Origin of the sequence: Microvirga terrestris (assembly GCF_015694425.1) — a bacterium.
GTDB classification, from domain to species: Bacteria; Pseudomonadota; Alphaproteobacteria; order Rhizobiales; family Beijerinckiaceae; genus Microvirga; species Microvirga terrestris.
On record NZ_JADQDN010000001.1, the window covers coordinates 206,286 to 229,602 of the forward strand.

Below are 23,317 nucleotides of genomic sequence, written 5' to 3' on the forward strand. Positions count from 1 at the left end.
TGATGGCGCTCGCAACCGCGAACGCGCATTGGAGGCCTTGGAAATTCGCATGAGCGACACCCTGGAAACGCCCCTTTTCCGCCCGCCTCACCCAAAGCCGCGCACCGAGCTTCTCGGCATGATGGCCTTCCTGCGCGCCGTTCGCGAGAACCCCTTGAACATGTGGATGGAGGCGCACTTCGAGGAGCCGGTCGTCACGGGCGAGGGAGCCTTGGGCCGCATGACCGTGGTGAGCGACCCTGCCGGCATCCGCCATATCCTGGTGGACAATGCCGCCAACTACCGCAAGGACGACCTGCAGATCCGGATCCTGGCGCCTGGCTTAGGCCGGGGCCTCGTGACGGCGGAAGGCGACGAGTGGCGGCTTCAGCGCCGCACTCTGGCGCCGCTCTTCACCCCGCGCACGGTCACCGGCTTCTTCCCAGACATGGTGGAGGCGGCCGATCGTCTGGTGAGGCGATGGCAGAGACGGTCCGACGGCCGCGTGGTCGATGCGGCTCTCGACATGACCCGGGTTACCCTCGATGTGCTGGAGCGGACCATCTTTACCCAAGGCGTGCCCAAGGACCCGGACGCCCTGGGACGGGCAATCACCCGCTACTTCAACTCCATCGGCCGGGTCGACCCGCTCGACATTTTCGGCTTCCCGGATTGGGTGCCCCGGATCGGGCGCCTGCGAGCAAGACCATCGATCCAGTTCTTCGAGGAGACCGTCAATGAACTGATCGACGCCCGCAAGGCGTTGCTCGCCAGCGGGGAGCCTGCTCCCCGCGATCTGCTCACCCTGCTCCTGGAGGCGGCTGACCCTGAGACGGGCAAGGGCCTCAGCGACATCGAGGTGCGGACGAACATCGTCACCTTCATCGGCGCCGGGCATGAGACGACGGCCAACGCCCTGTCCTGGTCGCTCTATCTCCTCTCGCAGGACGAGCATGCCCGCGCCCGTGTCGAGCAGGAGGTGGACGAGGTGCTGGCAGAAGGGCCGGTCGAGCCCCACCACCTGGAGCGGCTCGTCTATACCCGGGCTGTCATCGACGAGGCAGTGCGGCTCTATCCGCCCGCACCTTATATGAGCCGGACGGCTATCGCGGATGATCGAATCGGGGATGTGGATATACCGGCGGGATCGATGGTGGCGATTGCTCCTTACGTGCTTCACCGCCACCGGAAGCTGTGGGACGAGCCCGATGCCTTCAGGCCTGAGCGCTTCCTGCCGGAAAACCGCAAGCAGATCGACCGCTTCGCCTATCTGCCGTTCGGAGCGGGCCCGCGAGTCTGCATCGGGGCGAGCTTCTCCCTGCAGGAGGCCGTGATCGTGCTGGCGACCATCGCCCGGTCCATGCGGCTCGATCTCGTAGAGGGGCACATGGTCGAGCCCGTGCAACGCATCACCTTGAGGCCGCGGGGCGGCCTACCCATGCGCGTGACACAGCGCGTGAGCAAAGAGGCTTTGGTCGAGGCTTAGGAGGCGCTTAGTTCTTCTTACGGAAGGCGTCGAGGCTGACGACCTCGGCGGTGCCTGAGGCGGCGTCGGACTCGGGAACCTGCTCCACTGGCGCCTCGGTCTGCTCGGCCTTGGGAGATGCGGTCGGCTTCTCCGCCGCCGAAAGCGCTTTGCGGGGCTGCTTCAGCTCCACGGGTTCAGACGACGTATCGCGCACCGGCTGAGGTGCGGGTGCAGCCTCGGGGGTCTCCTCCGCTTCGTCATCCTGGCTGTCGAACTTCAGGCCGAACTGCACGGACGGGTCAAAGAAGCCGGTGAGGGCATCGAACGGAATGAGCAGCCGCTCCGGGATGCCGGAGAACGACAGGCCCACTTCGAAAGTGTGCTCCGTGACGTTCAGGTCCCAGTACTGATGCTGGAGAACGATGGTCATCTCCTGCGGGTATTTTTCGCGCAAGCGGTTCGAGAGGCGAACGCCTGGAAAATCCGTCTGGAAGGAGATGTAGAAATGGTGCTCGCCCGGGAGCCCGTCCTTGGCATCGATCAGCACCTTGCGCACGACGCCCTTGAGAGCATCCTGCACCAGAAGATCGTAGCGGATCAGGTCTTTACCACCGGCCATAAGCGAGCCCTTGCAGAAACAAAAGTGGAGGCTTCTGTTGCCAGGTGCCTCCGGACCCCGCCTTACGGTGCTAACCGCAAGGGCTTTGATTCGGCGTTAGGGACCGCTTACGCAGCCACTGCAACCGGAGCATAGTTGTCGTTGGCAACTATAGATTCGGCCCGATAACGGCGGAACCATGCCGAGCGAAAGTCTACCCTTTACGCCCTCGTCGATCCTATTTCGCCCCCGCCGAAAGCCAGATACTGCCTGGATTTTGGTGGAGGCGCCGGGTACCGCCCCCGGGTCCGATGGGTTTATTCCGATAGCCGTTTATCGCCATAGCCGATCTTGCGACCGGCACCCCCAATATAGGCAGGCTGGACAGATTTTGAAAGAGTGGGGATGGAGATGAATCGCGACTCGGAGGGGCAAACAGCCTGACCTATAATGCGTCGAGGAGTACCGTATGCAGGCCTATCACGATCTCATCCGCCGCATCATGGACGAGGGCGTCCGCAAGGACGACCGGACCGGAACGGGCACCATTTCCGTGTTCGGCCACCAGATGCGCTTCGATCTCAGCGAGGGTTTTCCGCTTGTCACCACGAAGAAGTTGCATCTGCGCTCCATCATCCATGAACTGCTCTGGTTCCTGAAGGGCGACACCAACATCCAGTATCTGAAGGACAATGGTGTTTCGATCTGGGACGAGTGGGCGGACGAAAAAGGCGACCTCGGTCCGGTCTACGGCAAGCAGTGGCGCTCCTGGGCCAAACCCGATGGGGGCACGGTCGATCAGATCCGCTGGGTCCTGGATGAGATCCGCCGCAATCCGGACAGCCGCCGCCTGATCGTCTCCGCCTGGAATCCGGCCGACCTCGACAAGATGGCGCTGGCGCCCTGCCATTGCCTGTTCCAGTTCTACGTGGCGGAGGGGCGGCTCTCCTGCCAACTCTACCAACGCTCGGCGGATGTGTTCTTAGGGGTTCCCTTCAACATCGCATCTTACGCGCTGCTCACGCAGATGATGGCGCAGGCGACCGGACTGCAGCCGGGCGATTTCGTCCATTCCTTCGGCGACGCGCACCTCTACCTCAACCATCTGGAGCAGGCCCGCCTGCAGCTCTCCCGGGAGCCGAGGTCTCTGCCGAAGCTGCGGCTCAACCCGTCCGTGCGGTCGCTGTTCGATTTCACCTACGACGACATTGCCATCGAGGATTACGACCCGTACCCGGCCATCAAGGCTCCCGTCGCAGTCTGACCGACATGAACAGGCGCGAAGCCATCGAGAGCGCCGTCCGCATCCTCGCTCCGCGCATTCCGCGGCACGAATTCGAGGCCGTGACCGATCATGCCTTGGGCAGCCGCGGCCTGCACGGCGCTTCCCCGGAGGCCGCCGCCTGGCTGTCCCTCACCGCCTATATCCGCCACCGGCTGACCGATTACGACAGCCTTCTGGACGAAGGCTATGACCAGGAAAGCGCCCGGTTCTTCGTGCAGGACGACATGAACGCCGTCCTGGAGGAATGGGGGGCGCCGCGTCGGGTCGTCGAGGAGTAGGGTGAGGGGGCGAGATAGCCGCACTGTTCAAGGCAAGGATAATTGGTTAGGACATTCAATATATTTTATATCGTTTGTTTTTGAGGTCCTCCCGTGCCTTCGCTTCGTCAGTTGCAAACGACCGGCTCCAGCTCGAACCGGATCGACATGGTTTTCATGGGGGATGGCTACACCGCCCCGGAAATCGGCACGACTTATACGTCGCAGGTCCAAGGCTTCCTTCAATACATGTTCAGCGGAAGCCTTTTGAGTGAACCCTTCGGGCGCTACCAAAACTTCTTCAACATCCATTCTATCGAGGTCATCTCCAACGAATCCGGCGCGGACGATCAGGCGAACGGCATTTATAGGGATACTGCCCTGGACGCACACTACAACGGCCGTGAGCTGAGCGTCGACCTCTACAAGGCGGACCAGATCGAGGAGGGGGTGCTGCCCTATGGCGTCACATCGGAGATGCGCTACATCCTTGTGAACAGTGCAGTTTATGGAGGCGCAGGTTATGATTCCGGCATCTACTCGGCTGGAAACGTCCATGCGCATGAGATTGCGCTGCACGAGATAGGGCATGCCTTTGCAAATCTAGGCGATGAGTACGATTATGGCATTTCTGGTCCTTATACAGGCAATGAGCCATCATACGTCAATGTGACAGCGGACCCTACTGGAGCCAAATGGGCTCGCTGGCTCGGCTACGATCAGCCAGGTATCGGTGTAATTGGAGCCTATGAAGGGGCCTACTATCGCGCTGACGGCGCGTATCGTCCCTCGCTCAATTCAAAGATGAAAAACTTAGGGCAGCCCTTCGATGCGGTCTCCCGGGAGCAGTTCATACGTAAATTCTATGAATTTGTAGATCCACTCGACGGCTACATGGATCCCTGGTCAACGAAGCACAATCTGACCGATTTCTATGTCGACACGATCGACCCTGCAGTCATCAAGGTGGACTGGACTGTCGATGGGAAAACAGTTGTCAATGCGGGTGAAACCTTTCGCGTTGATCAGGACTATTACGGGTTTGGCACTCACACCGTGACAGCCCGTGCCTATGATCCTACAGATTGGGTGCGGGGTGACCGCAGCGCCCTGGAGCAGAGTGTCAGCTGGACTGTCGTGAATGATCACCTTCTGACGGGCGGTTCCGCGGCTGACAGGTTGGTCGGCAATGGGTTGCCCAATGAGCTTCAGGGCAGAGCTGGCAGCGACACGCTCGATGGTGGAGCTGGCGCAGACGTCCTCATTGGCGGTTCAGGCAACGATACCTACTATATCGACGAGCTCGATACGCTCGTTGAAGCGGCCGGCGGCGGTAGTGATACGGCCTATGCCAGTGTCAGCTATGCTCTAGGCGATAGTGAGGTCGAGACCCTGGTTGCCCTTGGTTCGACAGCCATTAGCCTGACCGGAACGCAATCTGCTAACAGGCTTCATGGCAACTCAGGTAAGAACACGCTCAAGGGCCAGGCCGGCCATGATACAATCCACGGAGGGGGCGGCAACGACACTTTGTGGGGTGAGCACGGCAGAGACGTATTTGTTTTCAATTCCAAGCTCGGGACCCATACCTCCGATCGCAAAGTGAACTTCGACAGGCTCACCGACTTCAAGGTCGACGACGACACGATCTGGCTTGACAATGCGGTGTTCAGGAAGCTGGGCAAGGGTTCGGAGGCCAAACCGGTCAAGCTCAGCCATGAGCTTCTGTCCGTCAGCGGTGACGCCAAGGAACGGGACGATCATATCATCTACAACAGGAAGACGGGTGTGCTCTCCTACGATGCAGATGGCTCGGGTAGGGGCAGGATGGTGGAGTTTGCTCAGCTTGCAAAGAACCTCAAGCTGACCTCCAGCGACTTCTTCATCGTCTGAAAGAAGACCCTATAGGCATCCCCACCTCTTTCGGGATGATGGATTACAAGCAGCCGCAGGTTCGGGTAGAGACGGATCATGACCCTCTCGATCCGACCTGCCATAGCGTCAGACGCGGCCCTGATCTTCCGCTTCATCCGGGAGCTCGCCGAGTATGAGCAGCTGGCCCATGAAGTCGATGCGACCGAGGCCGATATTGCGAGTGCCCTCTTTGGCCCCAACCCGCGCGTCTTTGCGGACGTTGCCGAGTGGGAGGGTGAGCCTGCCGGCTTTGCCCTCTGGTTCTACAATTTCTCCACCTTCCGCGGGCGCCATGGGATCTACCTCGAGGATCTCTTCGTGAGGCCTGATCTGCGCTCCAAAGGGATCGGCCGCGCTCTGCTGCGGCATCTGGCTCGTCGGTGCGTGGCGGAGGGGCTGGCGCGCCTCGAATGGTGGGTGCTCGACTGGAACGAGCCGGCGCTCAAGGTCTACAGATCCATCGGGGCGATGCCGATGGACGAGTGGACGGTGCAGCGCGTGACAGGCGAGGCCTTGCAACAATTGGCGGAGGAGCCATGACCATCCCCCTCATCCTCGTGGTCGCCATGGCCGAGAATGGCGTGATCGGGCGGGACAACCGTCTGCTCTGGCGGATCAAGACCGACATGGGCCGCTTCCGACACCTCACCATGGGCAAGCCGATGATCATGGGACGCAAGACGTTCGAGTCGATCGGCAAGCCCTTGCCGGGCCGGGAAACGATCGTTCTCACCCGCGACAGAGAATTCTCAGCGGAGGGCGTGCATGTGGCCCACACCTGGGAAGAGGCCGTTGCCAAAGGGGAAGAACTCGCTGATAAGGCAGGAGCCGATGCTGTCGCCGTGGCCGGCGGGGCGGAGATCTATGCCCTGTCGCTGCCGCATGTGCAGACCCTCTTCCTGACCCAAGTCCATACAGCGCCCGAGGGCGACGCAGTCTTCCCGTCCTTCGACCGGTCACAGTTCCGCGAGGTCAAGCGCGTGGACCACCCGCAGGGGCCGGATGATGAGCACCCGTTTACCTTTATTGACCTCGAAAGGCGCCATTGAGCCGCCTCAAGGTTGACGAAGCCGTTCGGAGTCCCCAATTCGCAGGCTTGACAGGCGGAAGAGGCAACACCCACAACCGTCTCAAGTTTCTTATCGGCTGTCTCGGCCGGTCTCTTCGTTAAGTGAGGAAAGGCGTCCTATGCCTTGGAGTAACCAAAGCGGCGGCGGCGGCCCCTGGGGGCAGCGTGGCGGGTCGGGAGGCGGCAAGAGCCCATGGGGCTCGGGCGGGCCGCAGGGGAACGGCAACCCCCCGGATCTCGAAGATATTCTGCGCCGCAGCCAGGACCGGCTGAAGGACTTTATCCCCGGCGGCTCCATGGGAGGCCGGGGTCTGATTATTCTTGTCTTGGGTGTCATTGCCGTCTGGCTGCTCACCGGCTTCTACACGGTGCGGCCGAACGAGGTCGGCATCAACATGATCTTCGGGGAATATACTCGGACAGCCGGCGAAGGCCTGCGCTACAACCTTCCTTACCCGATCGGTCGCGTCATGAAGCCCAATGTCACCGCTCAGCAGCGGGTTGAGGTTGGCTACCGGTCCACCCCGACGGGGCAGGGACGGGCTCGTGACGTCATCGAAGAAAGCCTGATGCTCACTGCTGACGAGAACATCGTCGACATCGATTTCGATGCGGTCTGGCAGATCAATCCAGCCCGTCCGCAAGATTATGTCTTCAACCTGCAGAACCCTGATGGCACCATCAAGTCCGTAGCAGAAAGCGCCATGCGCGAGGTCATTGGCCGCCGCAATATCCAGGCGATTCTAACCACCGAGCAGGCCAGCGTCGCCCAGGAAGTCCGCGAGATCATGCAGGAAGCCCTGGATGCCTACGGGGCTGGTGTGCTGATCAACGTGGTCCAACTCCAGGCGGTCAGGCCGCCGTCGGAAGTCCAGCAGGCCTTCTTCGACGTCAACGCTGCCCAGCAGGATGCCGTGCGCGTGCAAAATGAGGCGGGCGCCTTCGCTAGTCGTGTCGTCCCCGAATCGCGAGGCGAGGCCGCCCGCACGGTCCAGCAGGCCGAAGCCTATCGCGAGCAGTCGGTGGCCGACGCCACCGGTCAGGCCGCCCGCTTCCGTCAGGTCTATGAGGAGTACCGCAAGGCTCCGGAAGTCAGCCGCGAGCGCATCTTCCTCGAGACGATGGAGCGCGTTTACGGTGGCGTCGACAAGATCATTGTGGACCAGAACGGGCAGGGTGTTGTGCCCTTCCTGCCGCTCAACCAGATGCAGCAACGGCTGCAGCCTCAGGGCAATGCCGCCAACCCGCAGCAGGGAGCCACGCGATGAACGGTTCGACTCTTCGCACAGGCCTCCTCCTCCTGGTGGGCCTGATTGCCATCGTCCTCTACAGCTCGATTTTCATCGTGCAGCAGACCCAGTACGCCCTGGTGCTGCGCTTCGGCGCAGTACAATCCGCGATCTCGGAACCGGGCTTGAAGTTCAAGGTACCGCTGGTCGACAACGTCACCTATTTCGAGAAGCGGGTGCTCGATCTCGACCTGCCGGTCCAGACCGTTCTCTCCGCCGACAGGCAGAACCTGGAGGTCGATGCCTTCACGCGTTACCGGATCGTCGATCCGCTGCGCTTCTATCAGGCGGTCGGCAACATCGCCCTCGCCAATCAGCGCCTGCAGAGCTTCACCAACTCGGCCATGCGTAATGTCCTGGCGAATGCTTCTCGCGACGCCATCGTGCGCACCGAGCGGTCCGTTCTGATGAACCGCATTCAGGACGACGTGAACCGGCAGGCGGGCAGCCTCGGCATTGAGATGATCGATGTGCGTCTCACCCGGGTCGATCTGCCTGCAGCGAACAGCCAAGCGGTCTATCAGCGCATGCGCACGGAACGTGAGCGTGAGGCTGCCGATATCCGGGCCAATGGCCAGCAGCAGGCCCAGACAATCCGGGCGCGGGCCGAGCGTGAGGCAACCGTGATCCGCGCTGATGCCAATCGACAGGCCGAGGAACTGCGCGGCCAGGGCGATGCGGATCGAAACCGCATTCTGGCTGAGGCCTTCGGACAGGATCCGGAGTTCTTCTCCTTCTACCGGTCCATGCAGGCCTATGAGATTGGGTTGAAGGGGGATGACACCCGCCTCGTGCTGAGCCCGGATTCCGATTTCTTCCGCTATTTCAATGATCCCACGGGTCAGCGCGGTCGTGGAGTTGCTCGTCCAGCACCAGCGCCGGCCCAACCGGCTCCAGCCCAATAAGCCTGCCTAATGTTAGACTTGATTGCAGCCCTCGGCCTCGCTCTCGCGGTCGAGGGCATTCTATTTGCGGCCTTCCCGGACGGGATGCGCCGGGCGATGTACGAGGCCGCCCACAGCCCGAGCGACCAGATGCGGATCGTCGGCATCATTTCGGCGGTGCTTGGGCTCGGGGTGATCTGGCTTGTGCGCCAGTTTGGATAGGCGGCGGTCAGGCTTCCGCTGCCATGCCCGCTTGAATGCCGGGGCCAAGCACCAATCTATATGCACAAACTCCGAAAGAGGATTGTCGATGAACACAGCCACGAATGCGCTGGCCCCTTCCAAGGCGGTGCTGCCCCAGCGTCCCCTGCGCCGGCTTGCTACGTCCTGCTTCGCGGTCCTGACCTTGGTCGCGACGGCGATGCCCCTGCCGGCCTATGCCCGCTCGGCTCCTGAATCCTTTGCCGACCTGGCTGACGAGGTCACGCCGGCGGTGGTCAACATCTCGGCCTCGACCACGGTTGAAGCCCGCAGCCGCACCCTGCCGCAGCTTCCACCCGGCACGCCTTTCGAGGATCTCTTCGAGGAATTCTTCAACCGTCGCGGCCAGGGCGGTGGCCCCGGTGGAGGTGGAGGTGGTGAGAATTCCCCCTCGCGTCCCCGCAGCTCGAACTCTCTTGGCTCCGGCTTCGTGATCGATCCGTCCGGCATCGTGGTGACGAACAATCACGTGATCGGCGACGCGAACGACATCAGCGTGATCTTCCCCGACGGGACGCGCCTGAAGGCGGAGATCATCGGCAAGGATTCCAAGGTGGATCTCGCGGTCCTGAAGGTGAAGTCCGACAAGCCCCTCAGGGCTGTGAAGTTCGGCGATTCCGAGACCATCCGCCCGGGCGACTGGGTCATGGCGATCGGCAACCCCTTCGGTCTCGGTGGTTCCGTGACGGCCGGCATCGTATCGGCCCGCGGCCGCAATATCGAGTCCGGTCCTTATGACAACTACATTCAGACCGATGCCTCCATCAACAAAGGCAATTCCGGCGGTCCGCTCTTCAACATGAATGGCGAGGTCATCGGCATCAACACGGCGATCCTTTCGCCCACCGGCGGCTCGGTTGGCATCGGCTTCGCGGTTCCTGCCTCCACGGCGGTGCCGATCATCGATCAGCTGCGCCAGTTCGGCGAGACCCGCCGCGGCTGGCTCGGCGTGCGCATCCAGAACGTGGACGACGCCACCGCCGAGGCCCTGAATCTTGGAACGGCGCGCGGCGCGCTTGTCGCCGGGATCGACGAGAAGGGACCGGCCAAGCCGGCTGGTCTCGAAGTTGGTGACGTGATCGTTCGCTTCGACGGCAGGGAGGTGAAGGATTCCCGCGACCTGCCGCGGATCGTAGCTTCTTCGCCTGTCGGCAAGGCGGTGGACGTGACGATCGTCCGGAAGGGCCAGGAGATGACAAAGCAGGTCACCCTGGGCCGTCTTGAGGACACCGAGAAGCAGGCGAGCCTGCAGCAGCCCTCGACCGAGCCCCCGACGGCCACCCGTCAGGCCCTCGGCCTCAACATGTCGGGCATGACGGACGAGTTGCGCCGCCGCTTCAGCCTGAAGGATGATCTGAAAGGCGTGGTAATCACCCGGGTCGACCCGAACTCGGCCGCTTCCGACAAGCGGATCCAGGCCGGTGAGGTGATCGTCGAGGTCAACCAGGAGCCGGTCTCCAATCCGGCCGATGTGACCAAGAAGATCGACGACCTCAAGGCGCAGAACCGCAAGTCGGCCCTGCTTCTCGTGGCAAATGCCCAGGGCGAGGTGCGCTTCGTGGCCCTGTCCATCGAGTAAGCCGATCGCTGAGATTAACAATCAAAAAGGCGGCCTCCAGGGCCGCCTTTCTCGTTTCAGGGATGACTCAATAGCTTCGGCTTATTCCTGCACGATATCATCTGGCTGATAGCCCTGCGCATAGAGCAGCGCCGTCAGGTCGGAATGGTCGAGCCGCGCATGAGCCGCGGCCGCCACCGCGGGCTTGGCCCGGAAGGCCACGCCGAGGCCCGCTTCACCCAGCATGGCGAGGTCGTTGGCGCCGTCGCCCACGGCCATCGTTTCTTGCGGGGTCAAACCGAAGCGAGTGCGCAGTTCGATCAAGGTCGCAAGTTTGGCTTCGCGGCCGAGGATCGGCTCTTCAACGGTGCCGACAAGCTTCTCTCCGTTCAAGACCAGGCGGTTGGAGCGGTCCTCATGGAAGCCGATCATCGCTCCGATGGGGCCGGTGAAGAGTGTGAAGCCACCGGAGACGAGGCAGGTATAGGCACCATTGGCGCGCATCGTCCGGACGAGCGCCGTTCCACCGGGCGTAAGGGTGATGCGCTTCTCGATGATCTCATCGACAACGTTGACGGGAAGATTCTTCAACAGGGCCACGCGCTCGCGCAAGGCTGGCTCGAAGGCGATCTCGCCGCGCATGGCGCGCTCCGTGATCTCGGATACTTCGCTTTTGAGCCCCACATAATCGGCGAGTTCGTCGATGCATTCCTGACCGATCATGGTGGAGTCCATATCGGCCAGGAACAGGCGTTTGCGGCGGTGGGCTGACGGTTGGACCACGATGTCGATGGGTTGCCTGTTCAGGGCTTGACGCAGGGCTGTTTCGACGGCTTTCGCGTCTGTTATACCGGGAAGAATTATATCTGCCGCAATTCCGCTTGCCAGAACAGCTTGTTCCGTCTTTTGTCCGAGCGCCTGGGCAGCCAGGGCCACGATCTCGTCGGTGACGACCGGTTGCGACGGATTGGCGATCAGGGTCGCGACGAGAGAATTCTGGGGAAACGCCATTGGGGAGACCTGGCTGTGAGTGACGTTCGGGTCGGCGCGATTCTCATCGCAGGGCCGACCGCATCAGGCAAGTCCGCTCTGGGCATCAGGCTGGCCCAAGCCTTGAACGGCCTAGTGGTCAATGCGGATTCCATGCAGGTCTACCGGGACCTGCGCGTCATCACAGCCCGTCCCACGCCAGACGAGGAATCCCAGGCGCCCCACCGGCTCTATGGCCATGTGGATGCCGGGGTGAATTTTTCCGTGGGGCGCTATGTGGCCGATGCCATCAAGGTCTTACGGGAGATCGAGGGAACGAAACTGCCGATCTTTGTGGGAGGCACTGGCCTCTACTTCAAGGCCCTGACCGAGGGGCTCTCCAATATGCCGCCTGTCCCGGAGGAGGTTCGTGAGCAGGTGCGGCGGGAGAGCGAGGGCCTTGAGACGCCCGAGCTTCATCGCCTGCTCGTTGAACGCGATTCCGAGACGGCGCGGACCTTGCGCCCATCAGACCGCCTACGCGTGCAGCGGGCTCTCGAAATCTTCGCGGCGACCGGCCGCCCGCTCGTGTCGTTCCATGGCGCCCGCGAACCGGGCCCCTTAGCGGATCGCCCCGTCGTCAAGCTCTTCCTTGCCCCAGACCGGGACGAGTTGCGCCGGCGGATCGACCGGCGGTTCGAGTCCATGATGGAGCATGGTGCGCTCGATGAGGTCAAGGCCTTGGGCGAGCGGAATCTCGATCCGATGCTGCCCGCCATGCGCGCCCATGGCGTGCCCGGTCTCCTGGCCTACCTGCGCGGCGAGAGCTCGCTCGATGAGGCTATTGCCAAAGGGCAGGGGGATACGAGGCGCTATGCCAAACGCCAGTTCACATGGTTCCGCCACCAGTTACCCGACTGGCATTGGGTCGATCCCGAGCAAGGCTATGAGGCCGTGATGGCCACCTGGAGAGAAGCCAATCCTCAAGCAAAATAGGCATCCCACATCAGATTGCGGAACAGCAGATCCTGGTCATAGTGACGCTTCTGGGAAATGAACCTTTGAATCCGGGGATAAGATTTCTCGACTTGATCGCGTCTCGCATGAAGCCGGTAAGGTAAGTAGAAGCTGCCTCCTATGGCCAGAACGCGGTCTATAAGCTCCTCAGTCATCCGCATCATGTCCGCCTCCACCCCTGGAAGCATCTCCTGCGAGAAGGACATAACGGCGGCTATTCGGGCCGTTGGGGCATAGGCGAGCACGCTGAGTTGATCAGCTTCAACATACCGTAACGTAATGTTGAGAAGCTCCTGCTGCGATCGTGGAATGACTTCTCGACAGGCCTTGATGAAATCGTTCAGGCGCTCAGGGGGGACGAAATATTCGTGGAGTATGTCCGTGCGTTTGATGGATCTCCCTGCGAGGTTTGACACGGGCTCATTAAGCAGAGAGTTGCGAGTGAACATGGTTGATGCGATGGAAGGACCGGCCACCGTTTCCGCGAACCAGCGGGCTCGTTTGCCTGTCTCCCATCCGGTCTGCGCCCGATATATCTCCCGAGCCAAGCCAGCCATTTTGCCGCCGGATTCCGCCCCGGGCAACTTTCCTTCGGGTCGTGGCTGCTCGTGGAAAACGACGATGAGCGCTTCCTGGAGAAAGTTGGAGCGCGCCACAGTGACTCGGCCATAGGCCATGCGAGCTCTATGATTTTGCGTGATTAATCTCAGGAATTGCTGCGCGAAGTTTTCAGTCGGCACGACCTGAAAAGATGGCTTTAGAAGCACGTTTTGAACCATCTCGACCTCAAGGTCTAAGATGACGCCGAATAGACCATACCCGCCCATCGTGAGAGCAAATAGCTCGGAATTTTCTTCACGTGAGCAGGTCAGGATCGTTCCGTCTGCCAGCATGAGGCGGAAAGAGCGAACAGTCGTTCCGAAGGGGCCGAAAGGTGTCGGCCAGCCATGTGCATTGACCGAAAGAGTGCTGGCGACGCCGAAGTCATTGTTGGATTGCATGACTGCAGGCGAGAACCCGATGGGATCAAGCGCGGCGATCACATTTCTCCAGCGCGTTCCGGAGCCAACCCTGTAGATGCGCTTGTCCACATCGGGATCGCAGGAGGACGGTGTCAGCGTGATTACAGTGCCGTCACGTGCGAGGCTTTGCCCTCCCATGGAATGACGGGCTGCGCCGAATGCCACCGGCCTTCTCGCAGCCTGCGCCGCCTTCAGCTCCGAACGCAGTCGTGCGATGAAGGTGTCATCCTTCTCCTCAGCGACCCAATGCCTAAAAACGGGAGTCGGGTTGAGCTGACTTGCATCATTGAGAACAAAGCGCTGCTGGGCTCTGGACACCTGAGGCAGGCTTAAGCTTAGGGCGGCCGCTCCGCCCCCAGCAAGGAGTGATCGTCTGGAAATTTTCGCCATCAGGCGATGTAATAAAATTCTAATTCAAATAAAAGTTTTTTCGAACCCCAGTCAGGCAGCCCGCTGTCAATGTCCCGAGACGCCGGTAAACATCTGATAGAACGTGATGAAGATCTCGAAGACGATCAGGAGGACGATGATCAGTTCGAGGCGCAAAGAACGCTCAGTGTCGATGATGTCGGTCAGGGCCTGCGCTGTATCACCGAGAACCTCCAGCTTGCGGTGGAGGGCCGCCGCCCGTTCCTTCAATTCGTATTCGTCCTCAAGTCGGGCATAGAGACGCTCCAGGTCCGGTCGGTCCCACAGAACATCTGGCTTCTCCTCCACGGCCACGCCTCCCGACATGCGCTGCCGGACAAGGAGTGCTTGGCCGACCTGCTTGAGGATCCTGCGGCGGTCGCGCGGGCGGCGCCCATTCTCGGCAAGGTGCTGAACGGAGGGCTCGACCAGTTCGAAGGCTGCGGTGGCCTCCCGCTCGTCGCGGGCGAGGGTGGCACTCTTGGACAGGGCATCCGCAATGACGAGCAGCCGCTCGGTGGACATCTGCTTGATGTAGATCGGACCGCCCGGTGGGATCTGGTCGTCCCGGTCGGGCGAGATCTCGATGATCGCGGTTTCCTCCTCATGGCGGGCGAACTCGCCGGAGATCCGCTGGCGCAGGCTGCGGATGACCTCGTCTTCCTCCAGGGGTGTGAGACCGACCAGAACCGCCACGCCATAGCGGAACAGGGCCACGAATCCGTCCTGACCGGCGCGAAAGGCAAGGGGGGTTGTCGACAGAACATCGCTGCGCTCCAGCCCCGCGACATCGAGGCGGTCGCCCAGGAGGAGGGCACGGGCCGTAAGGCGCAGGTTCTGCGTCGGCACGGCGGTGGAAGAGCTGGTATCGGTCATGATCATACGACTAAAATAGGGGTCTCACCCTAAAAGCTAAGCCGCTTTGCGCCAAGTCGCTTCCGCTTGACCGAATGAAATGGATCGTTTAGCCTCAGCGCAACTTTTGAAATTAAGAGCTGCCTCAATGCGCAAGCTTATTCTCGTAGTACGAGCGCCATCGACGGAGCGGGATTGACCCGCATGTCCGGCGATGGCGCACAGGCCCCCTCAGGGGCCTTTTTTATTGCCCAGATTTCTTGAGACAGCAGACGAGACCGACGGAGCAAGACCCATGAGCGAGATGATGACCGGAGCCGAAATGGTGATCCGAGCCCTGCAGGATCAGGGGGTCGACCATATTTTCGGTTATCCGGGCGGCGCGGTACTCCCCATTTACGATGCACTTTTCCATCAGGAGAAGGTGCGGCACGTTCTCGTCCGTCATGAGCAGGGCGCGGTTCACGCAGCCGAGGGCTATGCCCGCTCGTCAGGCAAGCCCGGCGTGGTGCTGGTGACCTCCGGCCCCGGCGCGACGAATGCCATCACGGGCCTTGCCGATGCTATGATGGATTCGATCCCGCTGGTCTGCATCACCGGTCAGGTGCCGACCCATCTCATCGGCACGGACGCGTTCCAGGAATGCGATACGGTGGGCATCACGCGCCACTGCACGAAGCACAACTATCTCGTCAAATCGATCGAGGACCTGCCGCGGGTCATGCACGAGGCCTTCTATGTGGCCCAGAACGGCCGCCCGGGTCCGGTCGTGGTCGATCTGCCGAAGGACATTCAGTTCAAGACCGGCTCCTACGTGCGGCCCCTGAGCAACCAGCACAAGACCTATCGTCCGACCGTCAAGGGCGACATAGAGCACATCCGGGCCGCCATCGAGCTGATGGCCAATGCCAAGCGGCCGGTCTTTTACACGGGCGGCGGCGTCGTCAACTCGGGGCCCCATGCCGCGACGCTGCTGCGCGAACTCGTCAGACTCACGGGCTTTCCCATCACCTCGACCCTGATGGGGCTCGGCGCCTATCCGGCCTCCGACAAGCAGTGGCTTGGCATGCTCGGCATGCACGGCACCTACGAGGCCAACCTCGCGATGCATGAATGCGACGTGATGATCAATATCGGGGCACGCTTCGATGATCGCATCACGGGACGCCTCGACGCGTTCTCGCCCTTCTCCAAGCGCATCCATGTGGACATCGATCCGTCATCCATCAACAAAACCGTGAAGGTAGACATTCCGATCGTCGGCGATTGCGCCCATGTGCTGGAAGACATGGTGCGTCTGTGGCGGCAGGGTGCGCATCAGGCCGAAAAGGTGGCGCTGAAGGACTGGTGGGGCAAGATCGAAGGTTGGCGCGCCCGCAACTGCCTCGGGTTCCGGAATTCGACCGAGACCATCAAGCCGCAATACGCAATACAGCGCTTGTATGAACTCACCAAGGATCGCGAGACCTATATCACGACGGAAGTGGGCCAGCACCAGATGTGGGCGGCCCAGTACTTCAGGTTCGAGGAGCCGAACCGCTGGATGACCTCAGGTGGTCACGGCACCATGGGCTACGGCCTTCCGGCTGCCGTCGGCGCACAGCTCGCGCATCCCAATGCGCTGGTGATCGACATCGCCGGCGAAGCCTCGATCCAGATGATGCTGCAGGAAATGTCCACCGCCCTGCAGTACAATCTGCCGATCAAGGTCTTCATCCTCAACAACGAGTATATGGGCATGGTGCGCCAGTGGCAGGAGCTGCTGCATGGTGGGCGCTACTCGCAGAGCTACTCGGAATCTCTGCCCGATTTCGTCAAGCTCGCCGAAGCCTATGGCGGCGTCGGTATCCGTTGCGACAATCCCGGCGATCTCGATGCAAAGATCCTTGAGATGATCAATGTGAACCGCCCGGTGATCTTCGACTGCCTCGTCGACAAGACCGAGAACTGCTTCCCGATGATCCCATCGGGCAAGGCGCATAACGAGATGCTGCTCAACGATTATCTCGGCGAGACAGGAGCCGATATTGGCTCCGTGATCGACGAGAAGGGCAAGATGCTGGTTTGATCCGGAAAGTATGAGCCATGCCGACTCTTGTCATCGCCAACAAGTGCTACTCGTCCTGGTCGCTGCGTCCCTGGCTGCTGATGAAGCAGCTTGGGGTGGCTTTCGACGAGATCAGCATTCCGCTCGATCTGCCGGATACCAAGGAGAAGGTGCTCAAGCATTCGCCTGCTGGTAAGGTGCCGATCCTGATCGATGGCGATGTGACCGTGTGGGAGAGCATCTCTATCATGGAATATATCGGCGAAGCCTATGGTGTTCCTGTATGGCCCGCGGATCGTAAGGCCCGCGCCATGGCACGCTCCATCGCGGCCGAAATGCATGCCGGGTTCTTGGCGCTGCGTTCGGCTTGTCCAATGAACCTCGGCAAGAAATATGCTTCGAGAGATCGCAGTCAGGCTGTCGCGCAGGATGTCACGCGCTTCAGTGAGATCGTGCGCGAGGCGCGTCAACGCTTTGGCGCTGGCGGTACCTTCCTGTTCGGCGCCTTCTCGGCGGCGGATGCCATGTATGCGCCGCTTGCGACCCGCCTCGACACATATTCCATTACCCTCGATACAACAACGCGCGCCTATGTTGATGCGATCCTGTCGCTGCCTACCTTCCAGGAGTGGCGCTCGGCAGCGCTCAAGGAGGAGTGGATCGTCCCGGCTGACGAGGTGGAAGAGGATGCCATTGAGAACTACCGCAAGGCGGCTTGAGGCTTGAAAGACATTCGGGAAACCAGACCATGCTCCAGATGAAGACCCACTATCCCGATGCGACCCGCGTCGAGCCCTCTCACCGGCGCACGCTCGCCATCATCGTCGATAACGAGCCGGGTGTTCTCGCCCGCATTGCGGGCCTCTTCTCGGGCCGCGGCTACAACATCGAGAGCCTGACCGTCACCGAGACGGAGCACGAAGCGCACATCTCGCGCATCACCATTGTGACCACGGGCACCGACAGCATCATCCAGCAGATCAAGAGCCAGCTCGAGCGTCTCGTGCCGGTGCACCGCGTGGTCGATCTCACCCTCACCGGCGAGGCTGTCGAGCGCGAGCTCTGCCTCGTGAAGGTGGTGGGCAAGGGTGATCATCGTGTGGAGGCCATGCGGCTGGCATCCGCCTTCGGCGCCCGCACCCTCGATGCGACGCTGACCTCGTTCGTCTATGAGCTGACCGGCACGACCGACGAGGTCGAGCGCTTCATCAAGCTCATGACGGCCGTCGGCCTCGTCGAAGTCTCTCGCACCGGCGTCGCCGCTATGGCGCGCGGTGCGGAAGGAATGTGAGCCTAGCGCATCGTGCGGAAAAGTGGGAACCGGTTTTCCGCTCAGAACGATGCGCGAGCTCAGAAGATGAGCATCGGACACAAAAGTGCAAGTCCAGTTTTGTGTCCGATGCTCTAACCCCTGAAGTCGCTTTCCTTCAGGAATGCCTCCTCCTCGGGCGTCGTCTCACGGCCCAAGATGGCATTGCGGTGAGGGAAGCGGCCGAAACGGGCGACGATGTCGTGATGATGATGGGCATACTTGACCGAGTCCTCCGCGCCGAGAGCTTCGTTCAGGGCCACTGAGCGCTCCTGATCCGCCAGGGCTTCGGAGTGCATGAAGGGCAGGTAGAAGAACCGGCGGAACTGCGGTTCCACCTTGTGGTCGAAACCCCGCTCGATGGCGCGGTCGGCAGCCATCAGGGCAACCGGGTCGGTCTTATAGGTTTCACGCTGACCCCGGAACATGTTCCGGGGAAACTGGTCGAGAAGGAGAATGACGGCGAGAGCCCCATCTGGGGTGAGTTCCCACTCGTTGAGATCGCCTCTCGCGGCGGCCTCGTAGGTGGGCATGAAACGGTCACGGCAGGCTTGGTCGAAGGTTTCATCCTTCGAAAACCACTTCTCCGGACCGGCTTCGCGCCAAAATGAGATGACTTCGTCGGGAGTGGCAAGGCGCTGCATGCGGTTTTGTCCTTCTCGGTCGAGATATGAAATTCCAATCTAGAGCATCGGGGAGCTGTTTGAACTCTCCAGGCTCGGATCGTTTGAGCGAAATGGTTTCTTCTGCATCTAAAGCAGGGAGGGTCGAAGTTTTGCTACAAACAACAGCTTGTCAGCGCAGTTTTATTCGCTAAAAGCGGCGCCTGATAATTCAATGTTGCGTCACGTCCATGCGGGTGGTGCAGCGTCAACGAACCTGGGGGAATGCCCCCTTTGAGATAAGGGACTTGAAGACCATGCGTGTCTATTACGATCGCGACGCAGATATCAACCTGATCAAGGGCAAGAAGGTCGCCATCGTTGGCTATGGCAGCCAGGGTCATGCCCATACGCTGAACCTGCGCGATTCAGGCGTGAAGGACATTGTGGTCGCGCTCCGCAAGGGCTCGCCCTCCGCCGCTAAGGCCGAGAAGGCCGGTCTGAAGGTCATGGAAGTGGCCGAGGCAGCTAAGTGGGCCGACGTGGTCATGATGCTGACCCCCGACGAGTTGCAGGCCGATATCTATCGCAATGACCTTCAGGACAACATGAAGGAAGGGGCTGCCCTCCTTTTCGCCCATGGCCTCAACGTCCATTTCAATCTCATCGAACCCCGTAAGGACCTCGACGTGCTCATGGTGGCTCCGAAGGGCCCCGGTCACACGGTCCGTTCCGAGTACCAGCGCGGCGGCGGCGTGCCGACGCTCATCGCGATCCACCAGGACGCCACGGGCAATGCCCATGACATCGCTCTCTCCTATGCTTCCGCCAATGGCGGCGGCCGCGCCGGCATCATCGAGACCAGCTTCAAGGAAGAGTGCGAGACCGATCTCTTCGGCGAGCAGGTGGTACTCTGCGGCGGCCTTGTCGAGCTGATCAAGGCAGGCTTTGAGACCCTGGTCGAGGCGGGCTATGCTCCCGAGATGGCTTATTTCGAGTGCCTCCACGAAGTGAAGCTCATTGTCGACCTCATCTATGAGGGCGGTATTGCCAACATGAACTACTCGATCTCGAACACTGCCGAATACGGCGAGTACGTGACCGGTCCGCGGATCATCACGGCCGAGACCAAGGCCGAGATGAAGCGCGTCCTTGAGGACATTCAGTCCGGCAAGTTCACCCGCGACTGGATGCTCGAGAACAAGGTCAACCAGACCTCCTTCAAGGCCACCCGCGCCCGCAACGCCGCCCACCCCATCGAGGATGTGGGCTCCCGCCTGCGCGACATGATGCCCTGGATCAAGGAAAAGGCCCTGGTCGATAAGAGCCGGAACTAAGCCTGATAGGCGGGGCGAGGCTCTAGAACCCTTATCCGTTAAGAGATAAGGGCTTTGCCTCTGCCCCGCCTATTATCCCTTATGCACTAAGCTGAATGTGGATTTGCGACGTAAGGCAATCCCGGCTAGTGGGCTTTAAACCGCAAATGCCCGACAGCCCATGAGTGCACCGATTCTGACCGAAGACCTGCTGGAATTGAAGGCGTCCTTCTGGGCGGGTCTCGATCCTGTGACGCGCCTTGAACTCCAGGCAGAACTACAGCAGGTGGTTCTTCCGGGAGGGGCGGTTCTGTTCCAGGAAGGTGATCCGGCTGACGCGCTCTACATGCTCGTCTCGGGTGCGCTCGGAGTGTCCATCCAGGGCAGCCATGGAGAGCAGAGGCGCGTTGCTCGCATCTTTCCCCCAGAGACGATCGGGGAAATGGCCCTCATCACAAATGCGCCCCGCTCGGCCAGCGTAACCGCCTTACGAGACTCGGTGCTGCTCAAACTCACGCGGGAATCATTTGAGCGCCTCGTGGAGCGCTGCCCCTCGGTGATGGTCTACCTGTCGCGGCTTCTCGCCGATAGGCTTCGCGCCACGACCCGCAGCAGCCCCATCACCTTCAAGCCCACCACCTACGCCATCGTTCCGATTACTCAGGGCGTGGCCGTGGCCGACTTCGCCCATGCGTTTCAGGAGGAGATGCGGCGCAGTCATGGGGCCGGGGTGGATCTTCTCGATGCAATGCCGTCCGAGGAGGACGAGAACTGGCTCTATCGCTTCGAGGCCAGCCGGGAGCGCGTCATCTATGTTGCGTCGGAGCCGTCTGGCTCCTGGACGGGACGCTGCATCCGCCACGCCGACCATGTCATGTTTCTGGCCTGTCCGGGCGAGCCCTTGGTGCCTGAGGCGGAGGCGCTGACCTGCGCCGTATCGTCCTGGCGCCGTCATGACCTCGTGCTGCTTCAGACGGCAGACGCCCCCCGCCCGATGCCGGCCCATCCGTCGCTCGCCCGTCTTCCCGTGGACCAGCGGCTTCATGTGCGGGCGAAAAGCCCAGCCGATATGCAACGCCTCATCCGCACCTCAAGCGGGCACGCTGTCGGCTTGGTTCTGGCCGGGGGAGGGGCTCGGGGCTTTGCTCATCTCGGGGCCATTCGGGCCCTTGGCGAGTATGGCTTTCCGATCGATCTCGTCGGAGGAACCAGCATCGGGGCCGTCATGGCTGCAACGGCTGCGATTCAGATCGGTTTGGACGAGGCTAAGGACCTCATGAGGGAGGCCTTCGTTAGAAACCCGCCGCTGAACGATTACACGCTCCCGCTCGTCGCGCTGGTGAGAGGGCGCAAGGTTGATGCGCGGCTGTTCGAGCATTTCGGTGATCGGAAAATCGAGGATCTCTGGTTGCCGTTCTTCTGCGTGTCGTCGAATCTGACGACTGGCACGGCCCATGTGCATCGTCAGGGTTCGCTCTGGCGCGCCTTGCGGGCGAGCCTTGCCATTCCCGGCTTACTGCCGCCGGTCATCGAGCCGGAGGGCGTGCTTGTGGACGGAGCCATGATGAACAACCTGCCGGCAGACATCATGTCCGACCTGCAGAGAGGCCCGGTGCTCGGCATCGATGTGGCGCGGGACGTTGCCTTCACCACGGCAGGCGAGGAGGAGAAGAAAGCACCCTTCCTGCGCCGGCTCCTCGGCCTTCCATCCCAGGCGCCGGATATCGTCAGTCTGCTCTACCGGGCGGCTACGATTTCCAGCGATGCTCAGACGCTCAAGGCCCGCGCTCATGCGGCTCTCGTCATTCATCCGCCGCTGGCCGACGTGCCGCTGAGGGGCTGGGAGCATTTCGAGAGGGTGGTGGAGATCGGGTACCAACACACCCGAGACAGCATCGAGGCTGGCGCTCTCGATGGATTCAACGTGGCCTGAAGATCGCTTTCCGGCTTCGATTCTACAGCCGGTGCCATGCCATGGCAGCCGCCGCCGCTAGAAGGCAGAGAACGAGGCCCAGCCTTTCCGAGCGGTGTCGGCAGAACTGGTAAACGGCATAGCTGCTCCCGAGGACTAGGATCAGGCACCAGAGATCCTGCGCTAGATTGTTGATTTTCGTGGGCCCGATCAGAGACTGCGCTGCCCTCCAGCCCTCCGCCATCCAGAACATGGAATAGACCAAGGACCCAAAGCTCCAGACGCAGGGCCACCAGAGAGCCGGCAGGCCTGTCGCGAGCGGGTTTGCACCGTTTGAGTGCAGGGGCGCCGGTGCAAGATTGGTATAAGAGTCAGATGTGGACAGGGTCACGGCAGCGTTTCGCAGTGTTATAGCTAAGCCAATAACACTGCGAAACGCTGCCGTGACCTATGGAAATGGATAGGCTTAAGGATAGGCGAGACAGAATGATGCCAGCTGTTACTGCTGGTTGTTCTTCGTGTTCTGCGCCTTGTTGTTATCCTGCTTGCCGGGATCCTTGCGGTTCTTCATCGTGCCGCCCGAGCCCCTGGTATGATCATCGGGGTGCTTCTTGCTCTCGCTGGAATTGTCGCCGTTCATCTTGCCTTTGCCCATGGAGGCCTCCTCTAGTGATGGAGGTTAATGAGCCCTCGGACCGCAGGTTCCCAGGTGCGCGGCCCTACCACAGCAGGTATTGCGCCAGACCCGCACCGGGCGCGAGGATCACGAAGGCCCAGACGGAGGCCGAGGCCAGGTTGGCGGCTTGGAACAGCACGCCCGGCATGAGGAAGATGCCGGCGATCAGGGCAATGACGGCTCGGACGGGGCCGAAGAAGCGACCCAGGAACACGGCCCAGGGGCCGAAGCGCTGGAAGAAGTCCTCTCCCCGCACGATCAGCTTGGGATTGCGGGACAACGGCCAGACTCCATAGGCGGCCTTCTTATAGCGCTGGCCGATGGCATAGGAGACCCAATTGCCCAGAAAAGCCCCGCAGACAGCTCCGACCCAAGCCTGCCAGAACGGAATATCCGCTGCAGCCAGGATGAAGCCTACGGCGATCATGATCGTCATGGTCGGCAGGAGAAGAGACACGAAAGCGAGCGACTCGGCAAAGGTCATCAGGCCGAGCACGAAGGGCGCATAGGCCTGATGGGTCTGCACAAACTCCAGGACGCTGTTCTTCCAAAACTCGATATCCATGAATCCGACCCGCCTCCTTCATCGTTGAGGGCATATAAGCATTTGCGGCTGATCAGA

23 protein-coding genes and 1 other RNA gene are annotated in these 23,317 nt (G+C 61.2%); 16 read left to right on the plus strand and 8 right to left on the minus strand.

The annotated features are described in order from the left end of the window. Window positions 1–49 precede the first annotated feature (49 nt). The gene (locus I2H36_RS00960; RefSeq protein WP_196262022.1) at window positions 50–1,465 is read left to right on the plus strand and encodes a cytochrome P450; all 1,416 of its coding nucleotides are present in this window, start codon (window positions 50–52) and stop codon (window positions 1,463–1,465) included. Window positions 1,466–1,472: 7 nt separating this feature from the next. Here the strand turns inward: I2H36_RS00960 and I2H36_RS00965 are convergent, their stop codons facing one another. Next, the gene (locus I2H36_RS00965) at window positions 1,473–2,066 is read right to left on the minus strand and encodes an SspB family protein (RefSeq protein ID WP_196262023.1); all 594 of its coding nucleotides are present in this window, start codon (window positions 2,064–2,066) and stop codon (window positions 1,473–1,475) included. Between the two features lie 23 nt (window positions 2,067–2,089). Next, window positions 2,090–2,446: a transfer-messenger RNA gene (ssrA, locus tag I2H36_RS00970) on the minus strand. A gap of 68 nt (window positions 2,447–2,514) precedes the next feature. Between ssrA and I2H36_RS00975 the strand changes: the two genes are divergently transcribed. The 9 genes from I2H36_RS00975 to I2H36_RS01015 all read left to right on the plus strand — a co-directional run bounded on the left by I2H36_RS00975 (window position 2,515) and on the right by I2H36_RS01015 (window position 10,583). Further along, window positions 2,515–3,309 (plus strand): thymidylate synthase, encoded by a 795-nt coding sequence (locus I2H36_RS00975; RefSeq protein WP_196262024.1) that lies wholly within the window; start codon window positions 2,515–2,517, stop codon window positions 3,307–3,309. A gap of 5 nt (window positions 3,310–3,314) precedes the next feature. After that, window positions 3,315–3,608, plus strand: a complete 294-nt coding sequence (locus I2H36_RS00980) for a DUF2293 domain-containing protein (RefSeq protein ID WP_196262025.1) — start codon at window positions 3,315–3,317, stop codon at window positions 3,606–3,608. Between the two features lie 93 nt (window positions 3,609–3,701). Then, window positions 3,702–5,480 (plus strand): M64 family metallopeptidase, encoded by a 1,779-nt coding sequence (locus I2H36_RS00985; protein WP_196262026.1) that lies wholly within the window; start codon window positions 3,702–3,704, stop codon window positions 5,478–5,480. A 78-nt stretch (window positions 5,481–5,558) separates the two neighbouring features. Next, complete coding sequence (locus I2H36_RS00990; RefSeq protein ID WP_196262027.1) at window positions 5,559–6,041, plus strand: GNAT family N-acetyltransferase; 483 nt, start codon at window positions 5,559–5,561, stop codon at window positions 6,039–6,041. Beyond that, on the plus strand, window positions 6,038–6,550 hold the full coding sequence (locus I2H36_RS00995; RefSeq protein WP_196262028.1) for a dihydrofolate reductase: 513 nt from the start codon (window positions 6,038–6,040) through the stop codon (window positions 6,548–6,550). Before I2H36_RS00990 ends, I2H36_RS00995 begins: the two co-directional genes overlap by 4 nt. A 139-nt stretch (window positions 6,551–6,689) precedes the next feature. Continuing rightward, entirely contained in the window at window positions 6,690–7,838 is a 1,149-nt protein-coding gene (hflK, locus tag I2H36_RS01000) for an FtsH protease activity modulator HflK (RefSeq protein WP_196262029.1), read from the plus strand. After that, window positions 7,835–8,764 (plus strand): protease modulator HflC, encoded by a 930-nt coding sequence (hflC, locus tag I2H36_RS01005; RefSeq protein ID WP_196262030.1) that lies wholly within the window; start codon window positions 7,835–7,837, stop codon window positions 8,762–8,764. The genes hflK and hflC overlap by 4 nt, the downstream gene beginning before the upstream one ends. 9 nt (window positions 8,765–8,773) lie before the next feature. After that, window positions 8,774–8,965, plus strand: coding sequence for a DUF2065 domain-containing protein (locus tag I2H36_RS01010; protein WP_036350916.1), 192 nt, complete (start codon window positions 8,774–8,776; stop codon window positions 8,963–8,965). An 88-nt stretch (window positions 8,966–9,053) separates the two neighbouring features. Continuing rightward, the gene (locus tag I2H36_RS01015) at window positions 9,054–10,583 is read left to right on the plus strand and encodes a DegQ family serine endoprotease (RefSeq protein WP_196262031.1); all 1,530 of its coding nucleotides are present in this window, start codon (window positions 9,054–9,056) and stop codon (window positions 10,581–10,583) included. Between the two features lie 81 nt (window positions 10,584–10,664). Here the strand turns inward: I2H36_RS01015 and serB are convergent, their stop codons facing one another. Beyond that, a complete protein-coding gene (gene serB, locus I2H36_RS01020; RefSeq protein WP_196262032.1) occupies window positions 10,665–11,573 on the minus strand; it encodes a phosphoserine phosphatase SerB in 909 nt (302 codons plus the stop codon). 15 nt (window positions 11,574–11,588) lie between these two features. On the opposite strand from serB, the gene miaA reads away from it, so the two are divergent. Beyond that, window positions 11,589–12,527, plus strand: a complete 939-nt coding sequence (miaA, locus tag I2H36_RS01025) for a tRNA (adenosine(37)-N6)-dimethylallyltransferase MiaA (RefSeq protein ID WP_196262033.1) — start codon at window positions 11,589–11,591, stop codon at window positions 12,525–12,527. Here the strand turns inward: miaA and I2H36_RS01030 are convergent. Then, window positions 12,515–13,960: an FAD-binding oxidoreductase gene (locus I2H36_RS01030; RefSeq protein ID WP_196262034.1), complete on the minus strand. Its 1,446-nt coding sequence runs from the start codon at window positions 13,958–13,960 to the stop codon at window positions 12,515–12,517. The two genes, miaA and I2H36_RS01030, sit on opposite strands and share 13 nt — an antisense overlap. Window positions 13,961–14,026: 66 nt before the next feature. After that, the gene (locus I2H36_RS01035) at window positions 14,027–14,854 is read right to left on the minus strand and encodes an RMD1 family protein (RefSeq protein ID WP_196262035.1); all 828 of its coding nucleotides are present in this window, start codon (window positions 14,852–14,854) and stop codon (window positions 14,027–14,029) included. A gap of 274 nt (window positions 14,855–15,128) precedes the next feature. On the opposite strand from I2H36_RS01035, the gene I2H36_RS01040 reads away from it, so the two are divergent. The 3 genes from I2H36_RS01040 to ilvN are packed head-to-tail and all read left to right on the plus strand — an operon-like array spanning window position 15,129 to window position 18,171. Next, complete coding sequence (locus I2H36_RS01040) at window positions 15,129–16,901, plus strand: acetolactate synthase 3 large subunit (protein ID WP_196262036.1); 1,773 nt, start codon at window positions 15,129–15,131, stop codon at window positions 16,899–16,901. A gap of 17 nt (window positions 16,902–16,918) precedes the next feature. Continuing rightward, window positions 16,919–17,599, plus strand: a complete 681-nt coding sequence (locus I2H36_RS01045; RefSeq protein ID WP_196262037.1) for a glutathione S-transferase family protein — start codon at window positions 16,919–16,921, stop codon at window positions 17,597–17,599. Between the two features lie 29 nt (window positions 17,600–17,628). Continuing rightward, window positions 17,629–18,171: an acetolactate synthase small subunit gene (gene ilvN / locus I2H36_RS01050; protein ID WP_036350902.1), complete on the plus strand. Its 543-nt coding sequence runs from the start codon at window positions 17,629–17,631 to the stop codon at window positions 18,169–18,171. A 113-nt stretch (window positions 18,172–18,284) separates the two neighbouring features. Here ilvN and I2H36_RS01055 read toward each other — a convergent pair whose 3' ends face one another. Beyond that, window positions 18,285–18,833 carry a DUF924 family protein gene (locus tag I2H36_RS01055; RefSeq protein WP_196262038.1) on the minus strand — a complete coding sequence of 183 codons (549 nt, stop codon included), beginning with the start codon at window positions 18,831–18,833 and terminating at the stop codon, window positions 18,285–18,287. Window positions 18,834–19,108: 275 nt separating this feature from the next. Here I2H36_RS01055 and ilvC point away from each other — a divergent pair, with 275 nt between their 5' ends. Together ilvC and I2H36_RS01065 are read left to right on the plus strand one after the other, a co-directional pair. Beyond that, window positions 19,109–20,128, plus strand: coding sequence for a ketol-acid reductoisomerase (ilvC, locus tag I2H36_RS01060; RefSeq protein WP_196262570.1), 1,020 nt, complete (start codon window positions 19,109–19,111; stop codon window positions 20,126–20,128). Window positions 20,129–20,288: 160 nt separating this feature from the next. Further along, window positions 20,289–22,040 (plus strand): patatin-like phospholipase family protein, encoded by a 1,752-nt coding sequence (locus I2H36_RS01065; protein WP_196262039.1) that lies wholly within the window; start codon window positions 20,289–20,291, stop codon window positions 22,038–22,040. Window positions 22,041–22,518: 478 nt separating this feature from the next. Here I2H36_RS01065 and I2H36_RS01070 read toward each other — a convergent pair whose 3' ends face one another. Beyond that, the gene (locus tag I2H36_RS01070) at window positions 22,519–22,674 is read right to left on the minus strand and encodes a hypothetical protein (protein ID WP_196262040.1); all 156 of its coding nucleotides are present in this window, start codon (window positions 22,672–22,674) and stop codon (window positions 22,519–22,521) included. Window positions 22,675–22,738: 64 nt separating this feature from the next. After that, entirely contained in the window at window positions 22,739–23,260 is a 522-nt protein-coding gene (locus I2H36_RS01075) for a DedA family protein (RefSeq protein WP_196262041.1), read from the minus strand. Between the last annotated feature and the right edge of the window lie 57 nt (window positions 23,261–23,317).